Source organism: Actinoallomurus sp. NPDC052274, assembly GCF_040679475.1.
In the GTDB taxonomy this organism is placed as follows: Bacteria; Actinomycetota; Actinomycetes; order Streptosporangiales; family Streptosporangiaceae; genus Actinoallomurus; species Actinoallomurus liliacearum.
The window spans coordinates 25,146-46,922 of sequence record NZ_JBFAUT010000019.1; the positions used below are offsets into that span (position 1 = coordinate 25,146).

At 71.9% G+C, this 21,777-nt stretch carries 14 protein-coding genes and 1 tRNA gene; 10 read left to right on the plus strand and 5 right to left on the minus strand.

What is annotated here, in order from left to right:
- The first annotated feature begins 104 nt into the window (after nucleotides 1-104).
- Genes fdh through nrfD form a run of 3 tightly spaced genes read left to right on the plus strand, consistent with a single transcriptional unit; the run spans nucleotide 105 to nucleotide 5,225 of the window.
- Nucleotides 105-3,323, plus strand: coding sequence for a formate dehydrogenase (gene fdh / locus AB0K82_RS18150; RefSeq protein ID WP_364398194.1), 3,219 nt, complete (start codon nucleotides 105-107; stop codon nucleotides 3,321-3,323).
- Between the two features lie 4 nt (nucleotides 3,324-3,327).
- A complete protein-coding gene (locus AB0K82_RS18155) occupies nucleotides 3,328-4,164 on the plus strand; it encodes a 4Fe-4S dicluster domain-containing protein (RefSeq protein WP_364398196.1) in 837 nt (278 codons plus the stop codon).
- Entirely contained in the window at nucleotides 4,164-5,225 is a 1,062-nt protein-coding gene (gene nrfD, locus AB0K82_RS18160; protein ID WP_364398198.1) for an NrfD/PsrC family molybdoenzyme membrane anchor subunit, read from the plus strand. The genes AB0K82_RS18155 and nrfD overlap by 1 nt, the downstream gene beginning before the upstream one ends.
- 54 nt (nucleotides 5,226-5,279) lie before the next feature.
- Here the strand turns inward: nrfD and AB0K82_RS18165 are convergent, their stop codons facing one another.
- The 3 genes from AB0K82_RS18165 to selD form a co-directional block, all read right to left on the minus strand.
- A complete protein-coding gene (locus AB0K82_RS18165) occupies nucleotides 5,280-6,050 on the minus strand; it encodes a hypothetical protein (RefSeq protein WP_364398200.1) in 771 nt (256 codons plus the stop codon).
- Nucleotides 6,051-6,200: 150 nt separating this feature from the next.
- Entirely contained in the window at nucleotides 6,201-6,842 is a 642-nt protein-coding gene (locus tag AB0K82_RS18170; RefSeq protein ID WP_364398202.1) for a trimeric intracellular cation channel family protein, read from the minus strand.
- Nucleotides 6,843-6,911: 69 nt separating this feature from the next.
- Complete coding sequence (gene selD, locus AB0K82_RS18175) at nucleotides 6,912-7,919, minus strand: selenide, water dikinase SelD (RefSeq protein ID WP_364398204.1); 1,008 nt, start codon at nucleotides 7,917-7,919, stop codon at nucleotides 6,912-6,914.
- A gap of 209 nt (nucleotides 7,920-8,128) precedes the next feature.
- Here selD and AB0K82_RS18180 point away from each other — a divergent pair, with 209 nt between their 5' ends.
- From AB0K82_RS18180 to AB0K82_RS18190, 3 genes are all read left to right on the plus strand, one after another.
- Complete coding sequence (locus AB0K82_RS18180; protein ID WP_364398206.1) at nucleotides 8,129-8,395, plus strand: DUF6412 domain-containing protein; 267 nt, start codon at nucleotides 8,129-8,131, stop codon at nucleotides 8,393-8,395.
- A 127-nt stretch (nucleotides 8,396-8,522) separates the two neighbouring features.
- The gene (gene yidC, locus AB0K82_RS18185; protein ID WP_364398207.1) at nucleotides 8,523-9,227 is read left to right on the plus strand and encodes a membrane protein insertase YidC; all 705 of its coding nucleotides are present in this window, start codon (nucleotides 8,523-8,525) and stop codon (nucleotides 9,225-9,227) included.
- Nucleotides 9,228-9,241: 14 nt separating this feature from the next.
- Nucleotides 9,242-9,337, plus strand: a tRNA-Sec gene (locus AB0K82_RS18190).
- Nucleotides 9,338-9,343: 6 nt separating this feature from the next.
- Here AB0K82_RS18190 and AB0K82_RS18195 read toward each other — a convergent pair.
- A complete protein-coding gene (locus AB0K82_RS18195; protein WP_364398209.1) occupies nucleotides 9,344-10,171 on the minus strand; it encodes a helix-turn-helix transcriptional regulator in 828 nt (275 codons plus the stop codon).
- A 103-nt stretch (nucleotides 10,172-10,274) separates the two neighbouring features.
- On the opposite strand from AB0K82_RS18195, the gene AB0K82_RS18200 reads away from it, so the two are divergent.
- On the plus strand, nucleotides 10,275-11,654 hold the full coding sequence (locus AB0K82_RS18200) for an MFS transporter (protein ID WP_364398210.1): 1,380 nt from the start codon (nucleotides 10,275-10,277) through the stop codon (nucleotides 11,652-11,654).
- A gap of 127 nt (nucleotides 11,655-11,781) precedes the next feature.
- Here the strand turns inward: AB0K82_RS18200 and AB0K82_RS18205 are convergent, their stop codons facing one another.
- Nucleotides 11,782-12,318 carry a hypothetical protein gene (locus AB0K82_RS18205; protein WP_364398212.1) on the minus strand — a complete coding sequence of 179 codons (537 nt, stop codon included), beginning with the start codon at nucleotides 12,316-12,318 and terminating at the stop codon, nucleotides 11,782-11,784.
- A 421-nt stretch (nucleotides 12,319-12,739) separates the two neighbouring features.
- Between AB0K82_RS18205 and AB0K82_RS18210 the strand changes: the two genes are divergently transcribed.
- The 3 genes from AB0K82_RS18210 to AB0K82_RS18220 all read left to right on the plus strand — a co-directional run bounded on the left by AB0K82_RS18210 (nucleotide 12,740) and on the right by AB0K82_RS18220 (nucleotide 21,510).
- Entirely contained in the window at nucleotides 12,740-17,350 is a 4,611-nt protein-coding gene (locus tag AB0K82_RS18210; protein ID WP_364398213.1) for a HAMP domain-containing protein, read from the plus strand.
- Between the two features lie 91 nt (nucleotides 17,351-17,441).
- Nucleotides 17,442-19,889, plus strand: coding sequence for a SpoIIE family protein phosphatase (locus AB0K82_RS18215; RefSeq protein ID WP_364398215.1), 2,448 nt, complete (start codon nucleotides 17,442-17,444; stop codon nucleotides 19,887-19,889).
- 94 nt (nucleotides 19,890-19,983) lie between these two features.
- Nucleotides 19,984-21,510 carry an alpha/beta hydrolase domain-containing protein gene (locus tag AB0K82_RS18220; protein WP_364398217.1) on the plus strand — a complete coding sequence of 509 codons (1,527 nt, stop codon included), beginning with the start codon at nucleotides 19,984-19,986 and terminating at the stop codon, nucleotides 21,508-21,510.
- The last annotated feature ends 267 nt before the right edge of the window (nucleotides 21,511-21,777 follow it).

The following is a 21,777-nucleotide window of genomic DNA, read 5'->3' on the forward strand; positions in this document are numbered from 1 at the left end:
GCGGTCCGCCGCGTCGGATGAGAAAACCGCGGCCCACGGTGTTATAAAGAGCCCGGAAAGGGCACTGGACGACGAGATCGACACGGGAAGGGGGAGGCGCGGGCGTGGGCATCGAGTCCTGGCCGGTGATCCGGCAGCTCACCGGCACCGACCCCCTGGGGCGCGGCCGGTCCGCGCGCTCCTCGCGGACGGACGGCCTGCGGGCCCGGACCGAGCGGGCCGACCGGGTCGTCGACTCCATCTGCCCCTACTGCGCCGTCGGCTGCGGGCAGAAGGTCTACGTGAAGGACGAGAAGGTCGTCCAGATCGAGGGCGACCCGAACTCCCCGATCTCCCGCGGCAGGCTCTGCCCCAAGGGCTCGGCCAGCAAGCAGCTCGTCACCTCGCTGAGCCGGCAGACCAAGGTCCTGTACCGCCGGCCGTACGCCACCGAGTGGGAGCCGCTCGACCTCGACGAGGCGATGGACATGATCGCCGACCGGGTCATCGCGGCCCGCCGCGAGGGCTGGCAGGACACCTTCGAGGACAAGCCGGTGCGCCGCACGATGGGCTTCGCGAGCCTCGGCGGCGCCACCCTCGACAACGAGGAGAACTACCTCATCAAGAAGCTCTGGACCGCGCTCGGCGCGATCCAGATCGAGAACCAGGCCCGTATTTGACACTCCGCCACCGTCCCCGGTCTGGGGACCAGTTTCGGACGTGGCGGCGCGACGACGTTCCAGCAGGACCTCGCGAACTCCGACTGCATCGTCATCCAGGGCTCGAACATGGCCGAGTGCCACCCGGTCGGGTTCCAGTGGGTGATGGAGGCGAAGGCGCGCGGGGCGCGGATCTTCCACATCGACCCGCGGTTCACCCGCACGAGCGCGATGGCGCACCGGCACATGCCGATCCGCGCGGGCAGCGACATCGTCCTGCTCGGCGCGCTGATCAACCATGTGCTGAGCGGCGGGCACGACTTCCGTGAGTACGTCCTGCGCTACACCAACGCCTCGGTCATCCTGAGCGACGACTTCCAGGACACCGAGGACCTCGACGGGCTGTTCTCCGGCTACGACGCCGAGTCCTCGTCGTACGACCCGGAGACCTGGGCGTACGCCGGGGGCGAGCAGGAGGCGCCGGCCGCCGGTGCGCGCGACGAGCAGGAGAAGGGCGACGAGGACGGGCCGTCGGGCCGCATCACCCAGGAGCACGGCCCCGGCGCCACGTACGAGGCCACGCCGTCCCAGACCGGCCACGCGGAGCGGCGCGACGAGACGCTGCGGCACCCGCGCTGCGTCTACCAGGTGCTGAAGCGGCACTTCGCGCGCTACACCCCGGAGATGGTCGAGCAGGTCTGCGGCATCGCGCCGGACGCCTTCGCCGAACTCGCCGAGGCGATCGTGGCGAACTCCGGGCCGGACCGGACCACCGCCTGGGTCTACAGCGTGGGCTGGACTCAGCACACCGTCGGCGCGCAGTACATCCGCACCGCCTCGATCCTGCAGCTCCTGCTGGGCAACATCGGGCGGCCCGGCGGCGGCATCCTCGCGCTGCGCGGGCACGCGAGCATCCAGGGCTCCACGGACATCCCGACGCTGTTCAACCTGCTGCCCGGCTACCTGCCGATGCCGTACGCCCACCACCACGAGGACCTCGACACGTACCTCGAACGCGCCGCGGGCGACACCGGCTTCTGGGGGCGCAAGCGGTCCTACATGGTCAGCCTCCTCAAGGCGTGGTGGGGTGACGCGGCGACCGCGGACAACGACTTCTGCTTCGACTACCTGCCGCGCCTCACCGGGGACCACGGCACGTACCACACCGTGATGGACCAGATCGAGGGGAAGGTCAAGGGCTACTTCCTGCTGGGTGAGAACCCGGCGGTCGGCTCGGCGGGCGGCCGGCTGCAGCGCCTGGGGCTGGCCGCGCTGGACTGGCTCGTCGTACGGGACCTGCAGCTCATCGAGAGCGCGACGTTCTGGAAGGACTCCCCGGAGATCGAGACCGGTGAGCTGACCTCCGAGGGGATCGGCACGGAGGTGTTCTTCCTGCCCGCCGCCTCCCACGTGGAGAAGGACGGGACGTTCACCAACACCCAGCGGCTGCTGCAGTGGCACCACAAGGCGATCGAACCGCCGGCCGACGCCCGCAGCGACCTGTGGTTCATCTACCACCTCGGCCTGCGGATCCGCGAGCGGCTGGCCGGCTCCGCCGATCCGGTCGACCGGCCGATCCTGGACCTGACGTGGGACTACCCCGAGGAGGGGCCGCAGCGCGACCCGTCCGCGGAGGCGGTGCTGCGCGAGATCAACGGCCACGACGCCGACGGCGACCTCCTGACCGGGTTCACCGCGCTCAAGGACGACGGTTCGACGTCCTGCGGCTGCTGGATCTACTCCGGCTGCTACACCGACGGCGTCAACCAGACCGCCCGCCGCAAGCCGGGTTCGGAGCAGTCGTGGGTGGCGCCCGAGTGGGGCTGGGCCTGGCCGTCGAACCGCCGCATCCTGTACAACCGCGCCTCCGCCGACCCGCGGGGCCGCCCGTGGAGCGAGCGCAAGGCGTACGTCTGGTGGGACGGCGAGCAGTGGACCGGCCACGACGTCCCCGACTTCGAGAAGACCAAGCCGCCGTCGTACGAACCGCCGGCGGACGCGAAGGCCGAGGCCGCCATCGGCGGGGCCGACCCGTTCATCATGCAGACCGACGGCAAGGCCTGGCTGTTCGTGCCGCGCGGGCTGGTCGACGGGCCGCTGCCCGCCCACTACGAGCCGCACGAGTCGCCGGTGGAGAACCTGCTGTACAAGCAGCAGGGCAACCCCGTACGGCAGACCTACGAGCGTCCGGGGAACCGCTACGACCCCGTCGGCAGCGACGTCTACCCGTACGTCTGCACGACCTACCGGCTCACCGAGCACCACACGGCGGGCGGCATGAGCCGGTTCCTGCCCTACCTGTCCGAGCTGCAGCCGGAGATGTTCTGCGAGGTGTCGCCGGAGCTGGCCGCCGAGCGGGGCCTGGTCCACGGCGACTGGGCGACCGTCATCTCGGCGCGCACGGCCATCGAGGCGCGGGTCCTCGTCACCGAACGCGTCCGGCCGCTGCGGATCCAGGGCCGGGTCATCCACCAGATCGGACTGCCGTACCACTGGGGGTCGGCCGGCGCCGTCCGCGGCGACTCCGCCAACGACCTGCTGCCGATCGTGCTGGACGCGAACACCCACATCCAGGAGAGCAAGGCGGCGACCTGCGACATCCGACCCGGACGCCGCCCGCAGGGGCCGGCCCTGCGCGCCCTCGTGCGGCGCTACCGCCGTATGGCCGGGATCCCGGAGGACTGACGGAATGAGCAACAGCCTGTACGGCCCCCTCCCAGACGTCGCGGAGGACGCCGGCTACACCGACGCGCCCGAACGCCGGGGGTTCTTCACCGACACCTCGGTGTGCATCGGCTGCAAGGCCTGCGAGGTCGCCTGCAAGGAGTGGAACGCCGTCCCCGACGACGGGTTCGCGCTGACCGGTATGTCGTACGACAACACCGGCGCGCTGGGCGCCAGCACCTGGCGGCACGTCGCGTTCGTCGAGCAGACCCGGCCGCATCAGGTCGGCGAGGGCGCCGACACCCGCTGGCTGATGGCCTCCGACGTGTGCAAGCACTGCACGCACGCCGCCTGCCTGGACGTCTGCCCCACCGGTGCGCTCATCCGCACCGAGTTCGCCACCGTCATCGTGCAGTCCGACGTCTGCAACGGCTGCGCGTACTGCGTGTCCGCCTGTCCCTACGGCGTCATCGACCGCCGCGAGGACGACGGGCGCGCGTGGAAGTGCACGCTCTGCTACGACCGGATCGGCGACGGCCTCGAACCCGCCTGCGCCAAGGCCTGCCCCACCGACTCCATCCAGTACGGCCCGCTCGACGAGCTGCGCGCACGCGCCAAGGCCCGGCTGGACACACTCCACGAGGAGGGCGTGACGGAGGCGCGTCTGTACGGTGAGGACGACGGCGACGGCGTCGGCGGGGCCGGCGCGTTCTTCCTGCTGCTCGACGAGCCGGAGGTGTACGGCCTGCCGCCGGACCCGGTCGTCACCACCCGCGACCTGCCGGCCATGTGGAGATGGGCCGGCGGCGCCGCCCTGGCCCTGGCCGGGGGAGTGGCCCTGTCCTTCCTCGGGAGGCGCTGATGCGGCCGGACCGGGACGAAGAACGGCACGCGGGGGAGCGCGGCGAAACGCGCGAGCGACGCGGCGAAGAACGGCACGCCGGGGAGCGGGAGCGGCGCGGTGGGCGTCGGGAGCGGCGCGGCGGAGGGGGATCCGGGGGCCGCGAGGAGCGGATGGTCCCGCGCGCGGACTTCCGGTCCTACTACGGCCGCCCGATCCTGAAGAAGCCGCGGTGGAAGGCCCCGCACATGCCCGGCTACCTCTACCTGGGCGGGCTCTCGGGCGCCTCCTCGACGATGGCGGCGCTGGCCGACGCCACCGGACGGCACCGGCTGGCGCTGACCGGCAAGGTCACGGCGGCGGCCGCGGCCACCGCGGGCGCCGGACTGCTCGTCGCCGAACTCGGCCGCCCGGAGCGGTTCCTCAACATGCTCCGCGTGTTCAAGCCGACCTCGCCGATGAGCGTCGGCTCGTGGATCCTCGCCGGGCAGGGCGGCTTCACGGCGGTGGCCGCCGCCTCCGCCGTCACCGGGATCGCCCCGGGGCCGGGCCGTGCGGCCGGCGCGGCGGCCGCGGTCACCGGTCCCCTCGTCGCGACCTACACGGGCGTACTGCTGGCCGACACGGCCGTGCCCGCCTGGCATGAGGCCTACCGGCACCTGCCACTGCTGTTCGCGGGCAGTTCACTGGCGAGCGGCGGAGCGGTCGGCATGATCGCCACGCCGCGCGCCGAGGCCGGCCCCGCCCGCCGGATGGCGCTGCTCGGCGCCGGTCTGGAGCTGGCCGTGGCCGGCGCCCTCGAGCGCGGCGTCGGCCTGCGCGAGAGCCCGGAACTCGTCTCCGAGCCCTACCGGACCGGACGGCCCGGGGCGCTCCTGCGCGCCGGGCGGGCGCTGACCGTCGCCGGGGCGGTCGGGACCGTCGCGGCGGGCCGGAGCCGGGCGGCCGGCGTCATCGCCGGCCTGGCGCTCACCGGGGGCGCGCTGTGCACCCGCTTCGCGGTCCTGTACGCCGGGCACACCTCGGCGGAGGACCCGAAGTACACGGTCGTGCCACAGCGTGAACGCCGGACCGTGACCTAGGACCTGTCCCCGGACACGCCCTGGCGGCCGTCGGCCCGGCGCGCAGGCCCTCGCTCAGAGCTTCTTCATGCAGAGCACGAAGCTCAGGATGGTGATGGTGTTCTTCCGGCGGTACGCCGCCGTGTAGCCGGGCACGCCCTTGCACTTGTCCCAGTCGGACGTTCCGCTGATCCGCTTGAGCACCTTGTAGGTCCCCGAGTGGCAGGTCGTCTCCTCCAGGTGCGGGGTCGACTGAGTGCCGCTGTTGCGCACGCAGTCGCCCGGCTGCACCGTCGCCGCCGCGTCCAGGGTCGGGGAGGACGAGGGGCTGTCGCTCGGGCTCGGCTCGACCGTCGGATAACCCCCCGTGGGCACGCCGGTCGGCAGGCTGTACGACGGGGTGGGCAGCGAGATCGGCTTCTTCGGGTCGTCGCCACTGCTCAGCGCCCACGCGATCGCGCCACCACCTCCGAGCACGACCAGCGCCGCCACGATCGCCACCACGATGAGCGGACCGTTGTTCTTGCGCGGCGGCCCCGGCGGTGGGCCCCATCCGCCCGGACCCGACGGCTCCGACGGGCCGAAGCCGCCGCCTCCGCCTCCGCCCCACGGCGTGTTGGGCGGAGGCTGCTGGCCGCCGCCGTACGGGTCACTCGGGTAGTAGGGCTGCTGCCCGCCCTGGCCCGGGTAGGGCTGCTGGCCCCCGCCGCCCTGGCCGGGATAGGGCTGCTGCTGCCCCGGGTAGCCCCCCTGCCCCGGGTACGGCTGCTGGGGAGGGTAGCCGCCCTGACCCTGCGGTTGGTTCGAGTACGGCCCTTGGCCGTAGCCCTCAGGTGATTCGTGCACGGACGACCGCCCCTCGTTGCATTACCCCACAAAGCTGTACTAGCCAACTAGTCTGCGGGCCGGTGCGCAAACCGGCCTTAACCTAAGACGTTAGGTTCCGGGTCCCGGATCCCGCCGATCCGTGCCTGACCGAAGCCGGACAGTACCGGATCATGTGCGATCCTCGAGCCCCCGGGCGCGCGGCATCTGCCAGCGCATCCGGAGCGCCAGCAGGCGGACGCCGAACGCCAGGGCGGCTGTGACGAGGGTCACAAGATATCCGTGCGCTCCGAGCAGGTACGCGCCCGTGGCCGTCCCGGCGCCGAGGAGGGCGGGAACGATGTACAGCTGCCGGTCGTGGAGGACGTTCGGCACCTCCCGGGCCAGCACGTCGCGCAGGATGCCGCCGCCGATCGCCGTCGTCACTCCCAGCGCGGCCGCGGCGGGCGCCCCCAGCCCGTACGTCAGCGCCTTCATCGCGCCGGCCACGCTGAACAGTCCCAGCCCTGCGGCGTCGAGCACCAGCACCGTACGGCGGATGCGCTCCAGGTGCGGATGCCAGGCCGCGGTCAGCGCCGTCGCCACCAGCGGCACCATCGTGTAGCCGACGTCTCGGAACGCCGCCGGCGGCACGGCCCCGATGACGAGGTCGCGCAGCACGCCGCCGCCCAGGGCGGTGATCTCCGCGAGCACCGCCATCCCGACGACGTCGAAGCGCTTCCGGACGGCGACGAGCGCGCCGGTGACCGCGAAGACGAAGATCCCGGCGAGGTCGACGACGTACTCGACCTCGGTGCCGTGGACGGAGCTCACAGCTGGATCATGCCGTGTCCGCCGTCGCGCCGGGCGCGAGGGGTGGTGGAACCGTGGCGTACGGGCGTGTCACCGGACGATCAGGGCGGCGGCCTCACGGGGGATGAGTTCCCCCACCACCGGCGCGCCGGGCAGCTCACCGGCGACGAGCAGGCCCCCGGACGTCTGGGCGTCCGCGAGGAGCAGGCGGTCCTCCTCCGGCACGCGGCCGAGATCCGCGTGCGGCGTCACCCAGGCCAGGTTGCGGCGGGTGCCCCCCGAGACGTACCCGGCGCGCACCGCGTCGCGCGCGCCGTCGAGATAGGGGACGGCCGCGGCGTCCACCACCGCGGTGACGCCACTCGCCCGCGCCATCTTGTACAGGTGGCCCAGCAGCCCGAACCCGGTGACGTCGGTCGCGCAGCGGTGCCCGCGCTCCAGCGCGGCCCGGGACGCCTCGGCGTTCAGCGTCGTCATCGCCGCGACGGCGTGCGGGAACACCTCACCCGTCGCCTTGTGCCGCGTGTTCAGCACCCCGACGCCGAGCGGTTTGGTCAGCGAGAGCGGCACCCCGGGCCGCCCGGCGTCCAGCCGCAGCAGCCGCGCCGGATCCGCCAGGCCGGTGACCGCCATGCCGTACTTCGGCTCTGGATCGTCGACGCTGTGCCCGCCCGCGACATGGCAGCCGGCCGCGCGCGCCACGTCGAGACCGCCGCGCAGCACCTCGCGCGCCAGCTCCATCGGCAACGTGTCCCGGGGCCAGCCCAGGAGGTTCACCGCGACGACCGGGGCGCCGCCGACGGCGTAGACGTCCGACAGCGCGTTCGTCGCGGCGATCCGCCCCCAGTCGTACGGGTCGTCGACGACGGGGGTGAAGAAGTCGGCGGTGGCCACCACCGCCCGGTCACCCTCGATCCGCACCACCGCGGCGTCGTCGCCGTCGTCCAGCCCGATCAGCAGGTCGTCCGGGCGGTCGGCGTCGATCAGCCCGGCGACGACCTCCTCCAGCTCCCCGGGCGGGATCTTGCAGGCGCATCCGCCGCCGTGCGCGAACTGCGTCAGGCGATAGGTCGTCCCGAGTGCGTCACCACTGCCCATGACGTGAACCTATCCTGGGCGCCGGTCCGGCCCGCCGGTTCGGTCCGGCGCGGCGAGAAGCGTGATTCGGCGCGGGGCCGCTCTGCGCCGGATCGCGGCCATGGGCATCCCCCGCGCCGGCGCACCATGATCCAGACCGGTTCCCCGGACCGCGGACGGCGAGGTCCGCCGGCGGGAACCCGGCACGCGGCCGGCGCGTCTGTAAGGGCATGGTCCGGGTACTCGCCGCCGCCGTCGCGGCGATGATCGCGTGGTGGGATCTCGCCGACGCGCTCACCCCGTCCGTGGTCCTGGCCGCGGCGGCGGCCCTCGCGGTCGCCGGACTCATCGTCCTGGTCGCCGGCCGAGCCCCGGTGGCCGTCGCCGCGGGCCCGCGGGTCCGCGCGGCCGCCCTTCGCGACCGCGCGGGCCGGTCCGCCCTCGTACGCCTCCGCGACCCCGACGCCCCCGGCCGTCCTCGAGTGCGCGCCCCTTAGGCGGGAGAGTTCGCCGTACCGCCCCTCCCCGCGTCCGCGGTCCTCCTGACCGCGCGCCTGCCGGGGACGGGCGGCGTACGGCCGTTCGCCGTTCCCACTCGATCACCTGCCGAAGGGTCCTTCTCCCATGCTCGCCGTTCTCGACGGTCCCGTCCGCGTGGCGTACGACCTCGTCACCGGGCTCACGTCCGCTCTCCACCCGCTCACCGGCGGCCTCAGCGCCGCCCTCGCGATCGTCGTCTTCACCGCCGGGGTCCGCCTCGCCCTCCTTCCGCTCAGCCGCCGCCAGGCGGCCGCAGGGCGGGCCCGCCAACGGCTGGCCCCGCAGGTCGAGGCGCTGCGCCGCCGCCACCGCGACGACCCCGTCCGCGCCCACCAGGAGGTGACCGCGCTGTACCGGGCCGAGGGCACCTCGATGTTCGCCGGCATCGGCCCGGCGCTGCTGCAGATGCCCGTCTTCACCGTCGTCTACCGGCTGTTCCTGTCCCCGGCCGTCGGCGGCCACGCGAACCTGCTGCTGGCGAACACCCTCTTCGGAGTGCCGCTGGGGAGCCGATGGCTGCTGTGGCCCGGGGCCTTCGGCCCGCACGGGCTGGTCTTCCTCGCCCTGTTCATCCTGCTGGCCGTGGTGGCCTGGTGGACGTCACGCCGAATGTACGCCGGTCAGCCGGTCCCGGCCGGACCGCTCGGCAGGGCGATGCGCCTGCTGCCGTTCGGCACCGTCGCGATCGCCGCGTACGTCCCGCTGGCGGCCGGCCTGTACCTGCTGACGTCGACCGCGTGGAGCGCCGCCGAACGCGCCATCCTTTGGCGCGGCGTCACCGCGGGGTGAGTAGGCTCTGCGGCGGAGGCGGGAGGGTGCCTGGTGGCCCTCGTGGTCTTCAAAACCATTGGACGGCGCTCGGCGTCGTCGGCGGGTTCGATTCCCGTGCGCCTCCGCCACCAGATCTAATGCCCCGTTGACCAGAGCCGGGCCAGCGCGGCGTGCGAGTCGGAGCCCGGGTCGGCGCTGTAGGCGACCAGCCGCTGCCCCGCGGCCCCTGGGGCGGCCAGTACCGCGTAATCCAGCGTCAGGCGGCCGACTCGTGGGTGGCGTAGTTCCTTACGCCCGTCGTCCTTCTGGCGCAGTTCCCGGGCCGTCCACAGTCGACGGAAATCGGGGCTGACCTCGTGGAGTTCGGTGACGAGCTCGGTGAGTTCGGCGTCGTCGGGGCGGTGCCCGCTCGACGCGCGCAGGTGGGCCACCGAGTCCGCGGCGATGTGCGGCCAGTCGACGAACAGCCGCTTGGCCTCCGGGTCGGTGAACACGTACCGGACGTTGTTGGGGCGACGCGGACCGTCGACCAGGTGCCCGAACAGCGCGCCCGCGGTGTCGTTCCATGCCGGCACGTCGCTGTTCCTGTTGATCACATAGGCGGCGGTGGGCGGACGGAGCAGTCCGAGCATCCGGCGGCTTCCTTCCGTGAGCTCCTCCGGCTCCGGCGCCGGGCAGGTATCGCCGGCCAGCGCGAACAGGTGCTCGCGCTCCGGCTGGGACAGCCGCAACGCCCCGGCCAGCGCGCCCAGCACACTCGCCGACGGATGCAGCGCGCGACCCTGCTCCAATCGGACGTAGTAGCCGTCACTGACGCCGGCCAACCGGGCGATCTCCTCCCGGCGCAGTCCGGGCGTACGCCGAGCACCCGTGACCGGCAGTCCCACCTCGTCCGGCGTCAGCAGTGTTCGCCGCGCCCGCAGGAACGCGCCGAGCTCCCGTGCTCTGAGTCGACTGGCCAACCCCACCGCTCCTCGTCCTGTCCGGCGTCGCCGGTCAGGGTAGCCCCGTCAGGTACACCCTCACCGATTGCCCGTCGGTCACCTTGATCAGCAGTCTGGAGCGGTGAACATCGCATTGACCGCCGATCTCCCCGTTGCCGCTGCTTCGTCGAGGGCACGGTGGACTCTGTTCGCCGCCTCGTTCGGGTTCTTGATGGTCAGCCTCGACGCGACGATCGTGAATGTCGCGCTGCCGACCCTGAGCCGCGAACTGGGCGCCGGGCTGACCCAGTTGCAGTGGGTCGTGGACGGTTACACGCTGATGTTCGCCGCGTTCCAGCTGATCGGCGGATCCCTGAGTGATCGGCTGGGCGCGCGTCGCGCGTTCACCATCGGCCTCGGCCTGTTCGTGCTCGCCTCAGTGGCCTGCGGCCTGGCCACGTCGCCGCGCATGCTCATCGCGGCACGGTTCGTCCAAGGCGTCGGCGCTGCCACGCAGCTACCGGCGTCCCTGGCCATGATCCGGTACGCCTACACGGACGCCACGGCACGCACCAGAGCGGTCGGGGTGTGGGCGGCGGCCGGCGGCGCGGCCGTGGCAGCGGGGCCCGTGCTCGGCGGGCTCCTCCTGGTCTGGCTGGGCTGGCGATCGTTGTTCCCGGTCAACCTGGTGATCGGAGCGGTCGGCCTGCTGATGACCGCCAAAGCGGACGCCACCCCCTCCGCCGGCAGGCGCCGCCTGGACCCGGTCGGCCAGGTGGCCGTGATGCTGGCATTGTCCGGGCTCACCTTCGGGCTGATCGAGGGCGGCACCTTGGGGTGGGGTTCGGCGCCGGTGCTGGGGGCGCTGCTGATGGCCGTGATCGTCGGCGTCTTCTTCGTGTGGTGGGAAAGGCGGGTCCCCGAGCCGATGCTGCCGATGCGGCTGTTCGCGCACGCGAAGTTCGGCGCGGCCAGCGTGGCCGGCTTCGTGCAGAACTTCGCCTACTACGGCATCGTCTTCCTGCTGAGCCTGTTCCTCCAGAATCAACGGGGCGATTCGGCGCTGGCCACCGGCCTGATCTTCCTGCCGATGAGCATCGCCGCGATGACGTCCAACATGCTCGGCGGTCGCCTCACCGGACGGCTCGGCCCCCGGCCGCCCATGACGGTCGGTCAGCTCGTCTTCGCGCTCGGCCTGCTCGGGCTACTGGCAGCCGGGCCGGACGCCCCGTACTGGGTGCTCTCGCTGACCACGCTACCGGTCGGCGTCGGCGCGGGAGCCGTAGTCCCCGCCATGACCAGTGCCGTGCTGGAATCGGTCGAGCCGGAGTACGCCGGGGTGGCCTCCGCGCAGCTGAACACCGCCCGGCAGGTCGGCGGCGCGGTCGGTGTCGCGCTCTTCGGCACGCTCGTCGCCGGGTCCTTCATCCCGGGCCTGAGGCTGTCGCTGGTGATCGGATCCGCCGCATTGGTCATCGGCTCCGCGACGGCGGCCCGCTGGGTCCGTGCCCGCCAAAGCTGAACCCGCGCGATGACGTAGTCGCCAGGCCCCGCACCGGCACCCCGAACGACCCGAGCCGCGTGCCGGTCCGGCGGCCGTGACCTGAGCTGGTCCGTGGTCGGTTGAAGCCGGCGGCACTCCAGACCGTTCAGCGGGGAGTGCCGCCGATCTGCGGTGGATCTTGGCCTCGGACCTTGAAGATCTGCGGCCCGTACTCTTCCTTGATCCTCTCGAAAGTCTGGCGGAATTCCTTGAACCGCTCGCGCAGCCGCTCGCCGGAGAGTTCGCCCGCATCGGTGGTGAAGTCGCGCAGCGCCTTCTGGAACCTGACCGCGGCCTGATGAGCGATCTGTGACTGCTCTCGGTCACGGCTGAGGCCCTGGACGTACTGCCCGACGGCCGCGAGGAAACCCAGCGACGCCGGCACCCACGTGGGTGCCCGAACAGCCACCGCCAGCGTGACCGCGAGTGCCAGCACGCCCGAGGCCAGCGCCACGGCCTTGAACCTGATCGACCGGATTCTCGCTCCCCGGATGACCCAGTCGGTGTGGTCTCCCGCCCAGACCACGTACTTCTCTTGAGACGGAAGCAGGCCGTCGGGAGGCTCGTACCTCGGGAAGGCTCTCGGATCAGGCCTGTATTCCTCGGTCACCGACACTCTGAGCAGCGTGACGACTCCGATCATGGCGAGCAGGATCCGGGAGACCGTCCGGCTCAGAGCCCTGCGACGACCCACGATCATCTCCTTCCGGCGCGTCGAGCGTAAGCGGTTCGTCGACCACCGAGCCGATGGTCGTCCGTTGTGAGGTCCATCGCCCCCGATGCCGGAAACGCAACCCGGTCTCGCAATGCCGGTGTCGTCGGTGGCGCGCCGCCCCCGCGCGCGCGACGCCGCCGCCGACCGCCACTCGGCCGCTGGAGTCGGCCGGCCGGGCATCGGCGAAAACGGCGGGGGCCGCGGTGGCCCCCGGGGAGGCGACCGCGGCCTTGAGGTACGGTCGGTTCCTGCTAGTTGTCATAGGGCAATTTATGAGATCGCGCAGGAAAACCGAGGTTTCTCCTCGTGATCGACATATGCCTGTCCGTTATGAAGCAAGGAAATGGTCATGGTGGATCCCGCAGGCAGGGCAGTGCGCAGTGAGCGCGGGCGGGCGCGAACCCCGGGCAAGGTCGGTGAGGCCGAGCTGCGGCAGCTGCTGGCGGGATTGACGGCCGTCCGTGACGGCGATTTCGGCACCCGCCTGCCCGAGGACGGCGACGGGCTGCTCCATGAGATCGCGACCGTCTTCAACGGGATGGTCGACCAGCTGTCCCTGTTCACCAACGAGGTGACCCGGGTCGCCCGTGAGGTCGGGACCGAAGGGCAGCTGGGCGGGCAGGCGGAGGTTCCCGGGGTGTCGGGGACCTGGAAGGACCTGACCGACTCGGTGAACGCGATGGCCGGGAACCTCACCACCCAGGTGCGGGACATCGCGCAGGTCGCCACCGCGGTCGCCAAGGGCGACCTGTCGCAGAAGATCGACGTCGATGCGCGCGGGGAGATCCTGGAACTGAAGAACACCGTCAACACGATGGTGGACCAGCTTTCGTCGTTCGCCGACGAGGTCACCCGGGTCGCGCGTGAGGTCGGCAGCGAGGGGCGGCTGGGCGGGCAGGCCAACGTGAAGGGCGTGTCGGGGACCTGGCGGGACCTGACCGACTCGGTGAACTTCATGGCCGGCAACCTGACCGATCAGGTCCGCAACATCGCCCAGGTGACGACGGCGGTGGCCAAGGGCGACCTGTCGCAGAAGATCACCGTGTCGGCTCGCGGGGAGATTCTGGAGCTGAAGAACACCATCAACACGATGGTGGACCAGTTGTCCTCCTTCGCCGACGAGGTCACGCGGGTGGCCCGTGAGGTCGGCACCGATGGCCGCCTCGGCGGGCAGGCGCAGGTGAGCGGGGTGGCGGGCACCTGGCGGGACCTGACCGACTCGGTGAACTTCATGGCCGGCAACCTGACCGATCAGGTCCGCAACATCTCCCAGGTCGCCACCGCGGTCGCCAGCGGTGACCTGTCGCAGAAGATCACCGTGTCGGCTCGCGGGGAGATTCTGGAGCTGAAGAACACGATCAACACGATGGTGGATCAGCTGTCCTCCTTCGCCGACGAGGTCACGCGGGTGGCCCGTGAGGTCGGCACCGAGGGCCGGTTGGGCGGCCAGGCCGACGTCAAGGGCGTCTCGGGCACGTGGAAGGCGCTGACCGAGTCGGTGAACGTCATGGCCGACAACCTGACCGCCCAGGTCCGGTCGATCGCCCAGGTCACCACCGCGGTCGCCAAGGGCGACCTGTCGCAGAAGATCCGCGTCGACGCGCGCGGGGAGATTCTGGAGCTGAAGGACACCATCAACACGATGGTGGATCAGCTGTCGGCCTTCGCCGACGAGGTCACGCGGGTGGCCCGTGAGGTCGGGACCGAGGGCAACCTCGGTGGCCAGGCCACCGTGCGCGGGGTGTCGGGAACCTGGAAGGACCTGACCGACAACGTCAACGTCATGGCCTCCAACCTGACGGGACAGGTCCGGTCGATCGCGCAGGTGGCCACGGCGGTGGCGAAGGGCGACCTGTCGCAGAAGATCACCGTGGAGGCCAAGGGCGAGGTCGCCGCGCTCGCCCAGACGATCAACACGATGGTCGACACGCTCGGCGCGTTCGCGGACGAGGTCACGCGCGTGGCCCGCGAGGTCGGGACCGAGGGCCAGCTCGGCGGCCAGGCGCGTGTGCCGAACGTCGCCGGGACGTGGAAGGACCTCACCGACAACGTCAACTCGATGGCCAACAACCTGACCAACCAGGTCCGGAACATCGCCCAGGTGACCACGGCGGTCGCGCAGGGTGACCTGACCAAGAAGATCGACGTCGACGCGCGGGGGGAGATCCTGGCGCTGAAGACCACGATCAACACGATGGTGGACCAGTTGTCGGCGTTCGCCGCCGAGGTCACACGGGTCGCCCGCGAGGTCGGCAGCGAGGGCCGCCTCGGCGGCCAGGCCGAGGTCGAGGGCGTGTCGGGCACCTGGAAGCGGCTCACCGAGAACGTCAACGAGCTGGCCGGCAACCTCACCCGGCAGGTCCGCGCGATCGCCGAGGTCACCAGCGCGGTGACGTCCGGCGACCTGACCCGATCCATCACGGTGGACGCGTCCGGTGAGGTCGCCGAGCTCAAGGACAACATCAACCTGATGGTGAAGTCCCTGCGTGAGACCACCCGGGCCAACCACGAGCAGGACTGGCTCAAGACGAACCTGGCGCGCATCTCCGAGCTGATGCAGGGACACCGCGACCTGTCGGTGGTCGCCGAGCTGGTCATGGACGAGCTGGCCCCGCTGGTGGACGCCCAGTACGGCGCCTTCTACCTCGCGGAGGACAACGGCCGGCTCGAACTTCGGCTGGTCGGTTCCTACGGCTATCCCGAAGACGACGATCCGGCCGCCCCGGCGCGTCCGGCCCGGTTCCGGCCCGGGCGTTCCCTCGTGGGCCAGGCCGCGCGCAGCCGCCAGACCATCGCGGTCGACGAGGTCCCGCCCGGGTATCTCACCATCTCGTCGGGCCTGGGGGCGGGCAACCCGGCGAGCCTGATCGACCTGCCGATCGTGGCCGAGGACCAGGTTCTGGGCGTGATCGAGCTGGCGTCGCTGAAGCCGTTCAACCCGGTGCAGCGGGACTTCCTGGAGCAGCTGCGCGAGAACCTCGGCGTCAACGTCAACACCATCATCGCCAACGCCCGTACCGACGAGTTGCTCGCCGAGTCCCAGCGGCTCGCCGGCGAGCTGCGGGCACGCTCGGAGGAACTCCAGGCCCGCCAGGAGGAGCTGCAGCGCTCCAACGACGAGCTGGAGGAGAAGGCGGAGCTGCTGGCCCAGCAGAACCGCGACATCGAGGCCAAGAACAGCGAGATCGAGCAGGCCCGCCAAGAGCTGGAGAACCGCGCTCAGCAGCTCGCCCTCGCCTCGAAGTACAAGAGCGAGTTCCTGGCGAACATGAGCCATGAGCTGCGCACCCCGCTCAACTCGCTGCTCATCCTCGCCCAGCTGCTGGCCCAGAACCCGACCCGCAACCTCACTCCGAAGCAGGTCGAGTACGCCGGCATCATCCACTCGGCGGGGTCGGATCTGCTGCAGCTCATCAACGACATCCTGGACCTGTCCAAGGTCGAGGCGGGCAAGATGGACATCAGTCCCGAACGAGTCCCGCTGCGCCATCTGGTGGACTACGTGGAGGCCACCTTCCGGCCGCTGACAGCCCAGAAGAACCTGACGTTCCGGATCACCACGGCGCCGGGCTCGCCCACCGAACTGCTGACCGACGACGCCCGGCTGCGGCAGGTGCTGCGCAACCTCCTGTCGAACGCGGTGAAGTTCACCGAGTCGGGGAGCGTCGAGCTGCGCATCGAGCCCGTGGAGGCGGCCGAGCTGCCGCCCGCCTTCCAGGCGCACGGCCCGGCCCTCGCGCTGCGCGTGGTCGACACCGGCATCGGCATCGCCGAACACCAGCTCGAGTCCATCTTCGGGGCCTTCCAGCAGGCGGACGGCACCACCAGCCGCAAGTACGGCGGCACCGGCCTCGGCCTGTCGATCAGCCGGGAGATCGCCTACCTGCTCGGCGGGGTCATCACCGCCGACAGCACGCTCGGGCAGGGCAGCACCTTCACCTTGTACCTTCCGACCGCCCGGCCCGACTTCGAGGCGGCGATCGAGGTCGCGCCGTCCGAGGACGATCGGCCGGCCGTCGCCGCCGGCGAGCCGGCGGACCCGGATCCGGTGGCGGAGCGGTCCCCGGCGGTGGAGGCGGCGTCGCCGCTCCCGCAGCGGGACGACTCGGGGCGGCGACGGCTGCTGGTGATCGAGGAGCGTCAGGGCGGACTGCTGTCCCTCGTCGCCGAGAACGCCGCCGCCGACAGCCACCACATCGGTGATCCGCGCGGCCCGGTCGAGATCGTCACGGTCGTCGGGGCCGATGAGGCGGCGTCCGCCCTGGCCAGCGCACCCTGTCACTGCGTGGTGCTGCAGATGGACATGCCCGACGACGCGGCACTGCGCTTCCTGCGGGCGATGGACGGGGACTCGGCGCTGGAGGGCCTGCCGGTCCTGGCGCACAGCGGCCGACGGCGGGACCCGGAACGCGAGCAGCGGTTCACCGAGCAGGTCGCCTCACGCGGCCTGGAGCTGCTGAGCAGCCTGGACGAACTGCGCGAACGCATCACCCTGCACCTGTCGGCGGAGCATCCCGGCGCCATGGTGCCGCTCGTCAGCCACGAGGACACCGCCGCGCAGGCTCCCGCCGAGATCGACACGTCCCTGGCCGGGAGGCTCGCGCTCATCGTCGACGACGACCCCCGCAACGTCTACGCGCTGACCGGCATCCTGGAACTCCACGGGATGCGGGTGGCGCACGCCGAGAACGGCCGGGAGGGCATCGAGGCCCTCAGCGCCCATCCGGACGTCGACGTCGTGCTGATGGACGTCATGATGCCGGAGATGGACGGCTACACCGCGACCGCCGCGATCCGGGCGATGCCCCAGCACGCCGACCTGCCCATCATCATGGTGACGGCCAAGGCGATGCCCGCGGACCAGGAGAGGAGCCTGGCCTCGGGCGCCAACGCCTACATCACCAAGCCACTGGACGCCGCCGACCTGATCGCCTGTATCCATCGCTGGCTCGACGCCTGATCCGGCGCGCCCAGTCACGAACACCCGTCGGCAAGGAGAGATCTCAGTGGACAGCGCCCGGCGATCTGGCACGCCCGGTGATCCGACGCCGGTGGATGCGCCCGTCGGCGCCCCCACCGGGGGCGGGGGAGCAGCCGGCGCGGCGCTGCCCGAACGCTCCCGTGCCGGCACGAACGGTACGGACCCGGCCGTCAGCCGGCTCGCCGCCACCGTCGTGCGGCTGCGCCGGCAGGTCGAGCAGGCCCAGTTCGACGCCGACGGCCGCAGCGTCATCGAGTTGGCCAAGGGCGTGCTGGTCGAGCGGCTGCACTGCGCGCCGGCCGAGGCCGCCCGGCAGTTGGAGGACCTGGCCGCCGAGACGGACCTGCCGGTCCTGCAACTGGCCGCCGAGATCATCAACCAGGCCGCCCGTGACCAGGTCGCCGAGGTGACCAAGGCGTTCCTGGCGCAGGCGTCCGGCGGCCGGTCATGCGACGATCCGGAGGAGAACAGCGGGACCACGGTCGCCACGCGGCTTCGTACGGCCGAGAGCGGCGTGCTCGCCGCGGCCGACACCCAGGCCGTCGCCGACTCCCTGCTGACACACGCGCTGCGGCCACTGGACGCCGTCTCCGTCGCCGTCTGGGCCGTCGCGCCGGACGGCTCCATGAGCCTCGCCGGAGCGGCCGGCTTCCGCGCCGACGAGGCCGCCCGCTGGCACTACGTGCCCCCCGGCGTCACCACGCCCGCCTCCAAGGCCCTGCTCGAGCGGCAGCCGGTCTGGTTGCCCTCGTTCGCCGAGACCGGACTGCCGTCCGTCGGCCGTCACGACACCCCTGACGGCGGCCGGGTCGCCATCCCGACCGGTACGGGCGGGCGCCTCACCGGCGTGCTGGAGATCTGCTGGCCCGGCTCCCCACCGCCGCGGTCGCCGCAGATCGAGCGGCAGTTGGAGGCCCTGGCACAGCTGTGCGCGCACACGCTGGAGACCCGGCCCGCCGCCGGACTGCCGGGCCCGGCACTGTCCGACTCCGCCTACCGGGACCTCACCGAGCTCATCGACCTCGTCGACGGCCTGCACGACCCGGCCCTGGTCCTCCGCCCGCAGATAGACGCCGACGGCCACCTGATCGACTTTCGGATCCATCACGCCAATCCGCGGTTCGTCGACCCGGTGGGCCGTCCCCGCAGCAGCGTCACCGGGGCGCTCCTGCTCGAGGCCTACCCCCTCGCAGCCGGTCAGAGTGGCCTGTTCGACAAGGTGGAGCGCGTCTATGCGACCGGGGAGCCGTTCCGCGCCGACGACACTCTCCTGACCACCCTGGTCGACCAGGTACCGCTGACGTCTCCGGCCGACATCAGCATCAGCCGGCACAGCGACAGCGTGCTGCTCATCTGGCGGGTCAAGGACCAGGCCGACCGCCTGGCCAGCCTTCTCCAGCACGCCCAGCGCCTCGGGCGGGTCGGAGGCTTCGAGGAGAACCTCGCGACCGGAGAGATCACCTGGAACGACCAGATGTTCGCGTTGTTCGGCCTGCGGCCGACGGCGGTTCCGATCCCGCTGACCCAACTGCCGGCCCATGCCCACGCCGACGACGAGACCGGTATCGGCCGCTTCCTGCGCACCCTGCTGCACCAGCGGCGATCGGCGTCCACCGCCTTCCGCCTGAAACGGCCCGACGGCATCACCCGCCACCTGCGCGTCGTCGCCGAACCGGTCCTGGACGGCACCGGCCACGTGCTGCTCGTCCGTGGGGCGTACCAGGACATCTCGGCTCAGCACTGGACCGAGGTGGCTCTCGCCGCAACGCGCGATCAACTGGCGCACACCGAAGAGCAGGCCGCCGAGAACAACCGGCTCACGCTGAAACTCCAGCGCGCGATCATGCCGCCGACCCGCGGCCCCATCGACGCCGCCGGCCTGCGCGTGGCCGTACGCTACCGGCCCGCCGAGGACGACCACCTGGTCGGCGGCGACTGGTACGACGCGGTGGTGCTGCCGTCCGGCCGGGTCCTGCTGTGCGTCGGAGACGTCGCCGGCCACGGGATCGAGGCCGCGACCGGCATGGTCGTGCTGCGCAACGCCCTGCGCGGCCTGGCCACCACCGGTGCCGGCCCCGGCCAGCTGCTGCGCTGGCTCAACCTGGTCGCCCACCACCTCACCGACTACGTCACCGGCACCGCCGTCTGCGGTCTGTACGACCCCGGCACCCGCACGCTGGAATGGGCGCGGGCGGGCCACCTGCCCCCGGTGCTCGTCCGCGACGGGCGAGCGACCGCACTGCCCCTGATCGGCGGGATGCTCCTCGGCGGCCCGCCCGACAGCCAGTACGAGGAGGGCCGTCTCACCCTCGAAGCCGACGACGTTCTCCTGCTCTACACCGATGGCCTCGTCGAACGCCGGGACACCTCCATGGGCGACACCCTCGACCGGCTCCTCGTCACCGCGGGGCAGCCGGCCCCGAGCCTGGAGGACCGTCTCGACCACCTCCTCACCCACAGCGACGCCGACACCGACGACGACACCTGCCTCATCGGGATCCACCTCCCGCCTTCATGAGGCAGAGCCGAAGACCGGTGATTTCCCCGATTCGCGGCCGGGACGGGCGGCCGACACTGTGCTTCCCCGACCCCTGTTCTCCAGGAGGCACCCCGTGCGCCCACCCGTTCGGCTTCCGCGGCGGCCGATGATCGCCGCCGCGCTGGCAGCGGTGCTCTGTGCCGTCTTCCTCGGCGTTCCACCGGTGACCTCGGCCGCGCAGGCCGCGGCCGCCGCCCCGACGATCTCGGTCCCGCCCAGCGGCGGCCACGGCTTCCCGTTCCTCGCGGCGGCGGAGGACCTCGGCGCGTTCGGTTACACCGAGAGCGAGTACTTCATCGCGGGCATCGCCACCTCCTACGTCAAGTCCGGGATCTGGACCTCGGACGGCCGATGGGACGTCCACGCGGCCCTCCGCGCCCCGTACAAGACCCGGATCCTCGTCCGCCGGCCCACCGACCCGGCGAAGTTCAACGGCACCGTCGTCGTCGAGTGGCTCAATGTCAGTGGCCAGCTCGAGATCTCTCCGGACTACTGGTTCGCCCGAGACGAGCTGCTCCGCAAGGGCTACGCGTGGGTCGGCGTCTCGGCGCAGGCGGTCGGCGTGAACGGCGGCCTCGGCCAGATCCACGGTCTCAAGGGCTGGGACCCGGCGCGGTACGGCACCCTCTTCCACCCCGGCGACGCGTTCTCGTACGACATCTTCTCCCAGGCCGGGCAGGCGCTGCGCACCCCGAACGGGCCGAACCCGCTCGGCGGGCTGCACATCAGAACGCTCCTCGCCGACGGCGAGTCGCAGTCGGCCGGGTTCATGACGACGTACGCCGACGCCGTCCAGCCGGTAGCGCGGGTCTACGACGGCTTCATGATCCACAGCAACAGCGCCATCGCCGCGCCGATCAGCGGCAACGCCGCCGACACGCTGCTGATGCCGAATCCCTCACGGATCCGGACCGACCTGTCGGTCCCGACGTTCGTCGTGCTCACCGAGACCGACGTCCCGCTCGCGTCCGCCGCCCGGCAGCCGGACACGAACCGGGTGGTGCACTGGGAACTGGCCGGCACCTCGCACGGCGACCAATGGGCGTACGACCTCGGTGACCCGACGCTGCAGAAGTCGGCCGGCTCCGCCGCCCCGCAGCCCGACTGCGCCGCGGGGTCGGCCCCGTACAACGACGGGCCCGGCCACTACGCGATGAACGCCGCCCTGCGCCACCTGACCGACTGGGCGCAGGGCGGAGCCCCGCCGCCGAGTGGTCCGGCGCTCGACGCCGACGTGCGCGACCCGAGCACCGGCCTGGCCACCGGCGGGATCCGGCTCCCCGACGTGGCGGTTCCGACGCGTACGCTCACCGGGCTGCGGGACATCAGCGGCAGCGGCGTCTTCTGCGGTCTGTACGGCGCCACGGACCCGTGGAACGGCGACGCCGACCCATGGGACCGGCACGACGCGGGCGACCCGTCCGACCCCGCCGCTCCGCCCAACGCCGAACCGGTGCTCAGCCGGCTGTACCCGACGCACGCGGACTATGTGAGCAAGGTGCAGGCGGCCGCGCAGGCATCGGTGAACGCCGGCTATCTCCTGCCGGAGGACGCCACGACCATCGTGACCGCCGCGCAGAACTCCGGCATCGGCGGCTGACCTCCACGCCGGCCGTCGGCCCCGTCCCGGGACCGGATCGTACGCCCCCGCCCCGGGCGGGACCGGCCCGGGCCGGTCCCGCCCGGCAGGCGGCGGCCGGCGTGCCTGACCGGGCGGACCGGGACAGTGGGCCTTGCCGCGCCCGGCCGTTCTCACGCGGATGGGACGATCTTCGCGATCACCGAGGGGAGCGGGTCGCCGTCGAGCGCCTCCCGGAGCTCCCGTACGCCCTCGGCCCGCCGCGCCGGGCCGGGCTGAGGGGGAGGT

Bases quoted from the DNA above. Each gene is read 5' to 3' on its own strand.
- AB0K82_RS18155 (WP_364398196.1), top strand. From the start codon at position 3,328: ATGAGCAACAGCCTGTACGGCCCCCTCCCAGACGTCGCGGAGGACGCC.
- nrfD (WP_364398198.1), top strand. From the start codon at position 4,164: ATGCGGCCGGACCGGGACGAAGAACGGCACGCGGGGGAGCGCGGCGAA.
- selD (WP_364398204.1), bottom strand. From the start codon at position 7,919: ATGGGCAGTGGTGACGCACTCGGGACGACCTATCGCCTGACGCAGTTC.
- AB0K82_RS18180 (WP_364398206.1), top strand. From the start codon at position 8,129: ATGGTCCGGGTACTCGCCGCCGCCGTCGCGGCGATGATCGCGTGGTGG.
- yidC (WP_364398207.1), top strand. From the start codon at position 8,523: ATGCTCGCCGTTCTCGACGGTCCCGTCCGCGTGGCGTACGACCTCGTC.
- AB0K82_RS18205 (WP_364398212.1), bottom strand. From the start codon at position 12,318: ATGATCGGAGTCGTCACGCTGCTCAGAGTGTCGGTGACCGAGGAATAC.
- AB0K82_RS18210 (WP_364398213.1), top strand. From the start codon at position 12,740: ATGGTGGATCCCGCAGGCAGGGCAGTGCGCAGTGAGCGCGGGCGGGCG.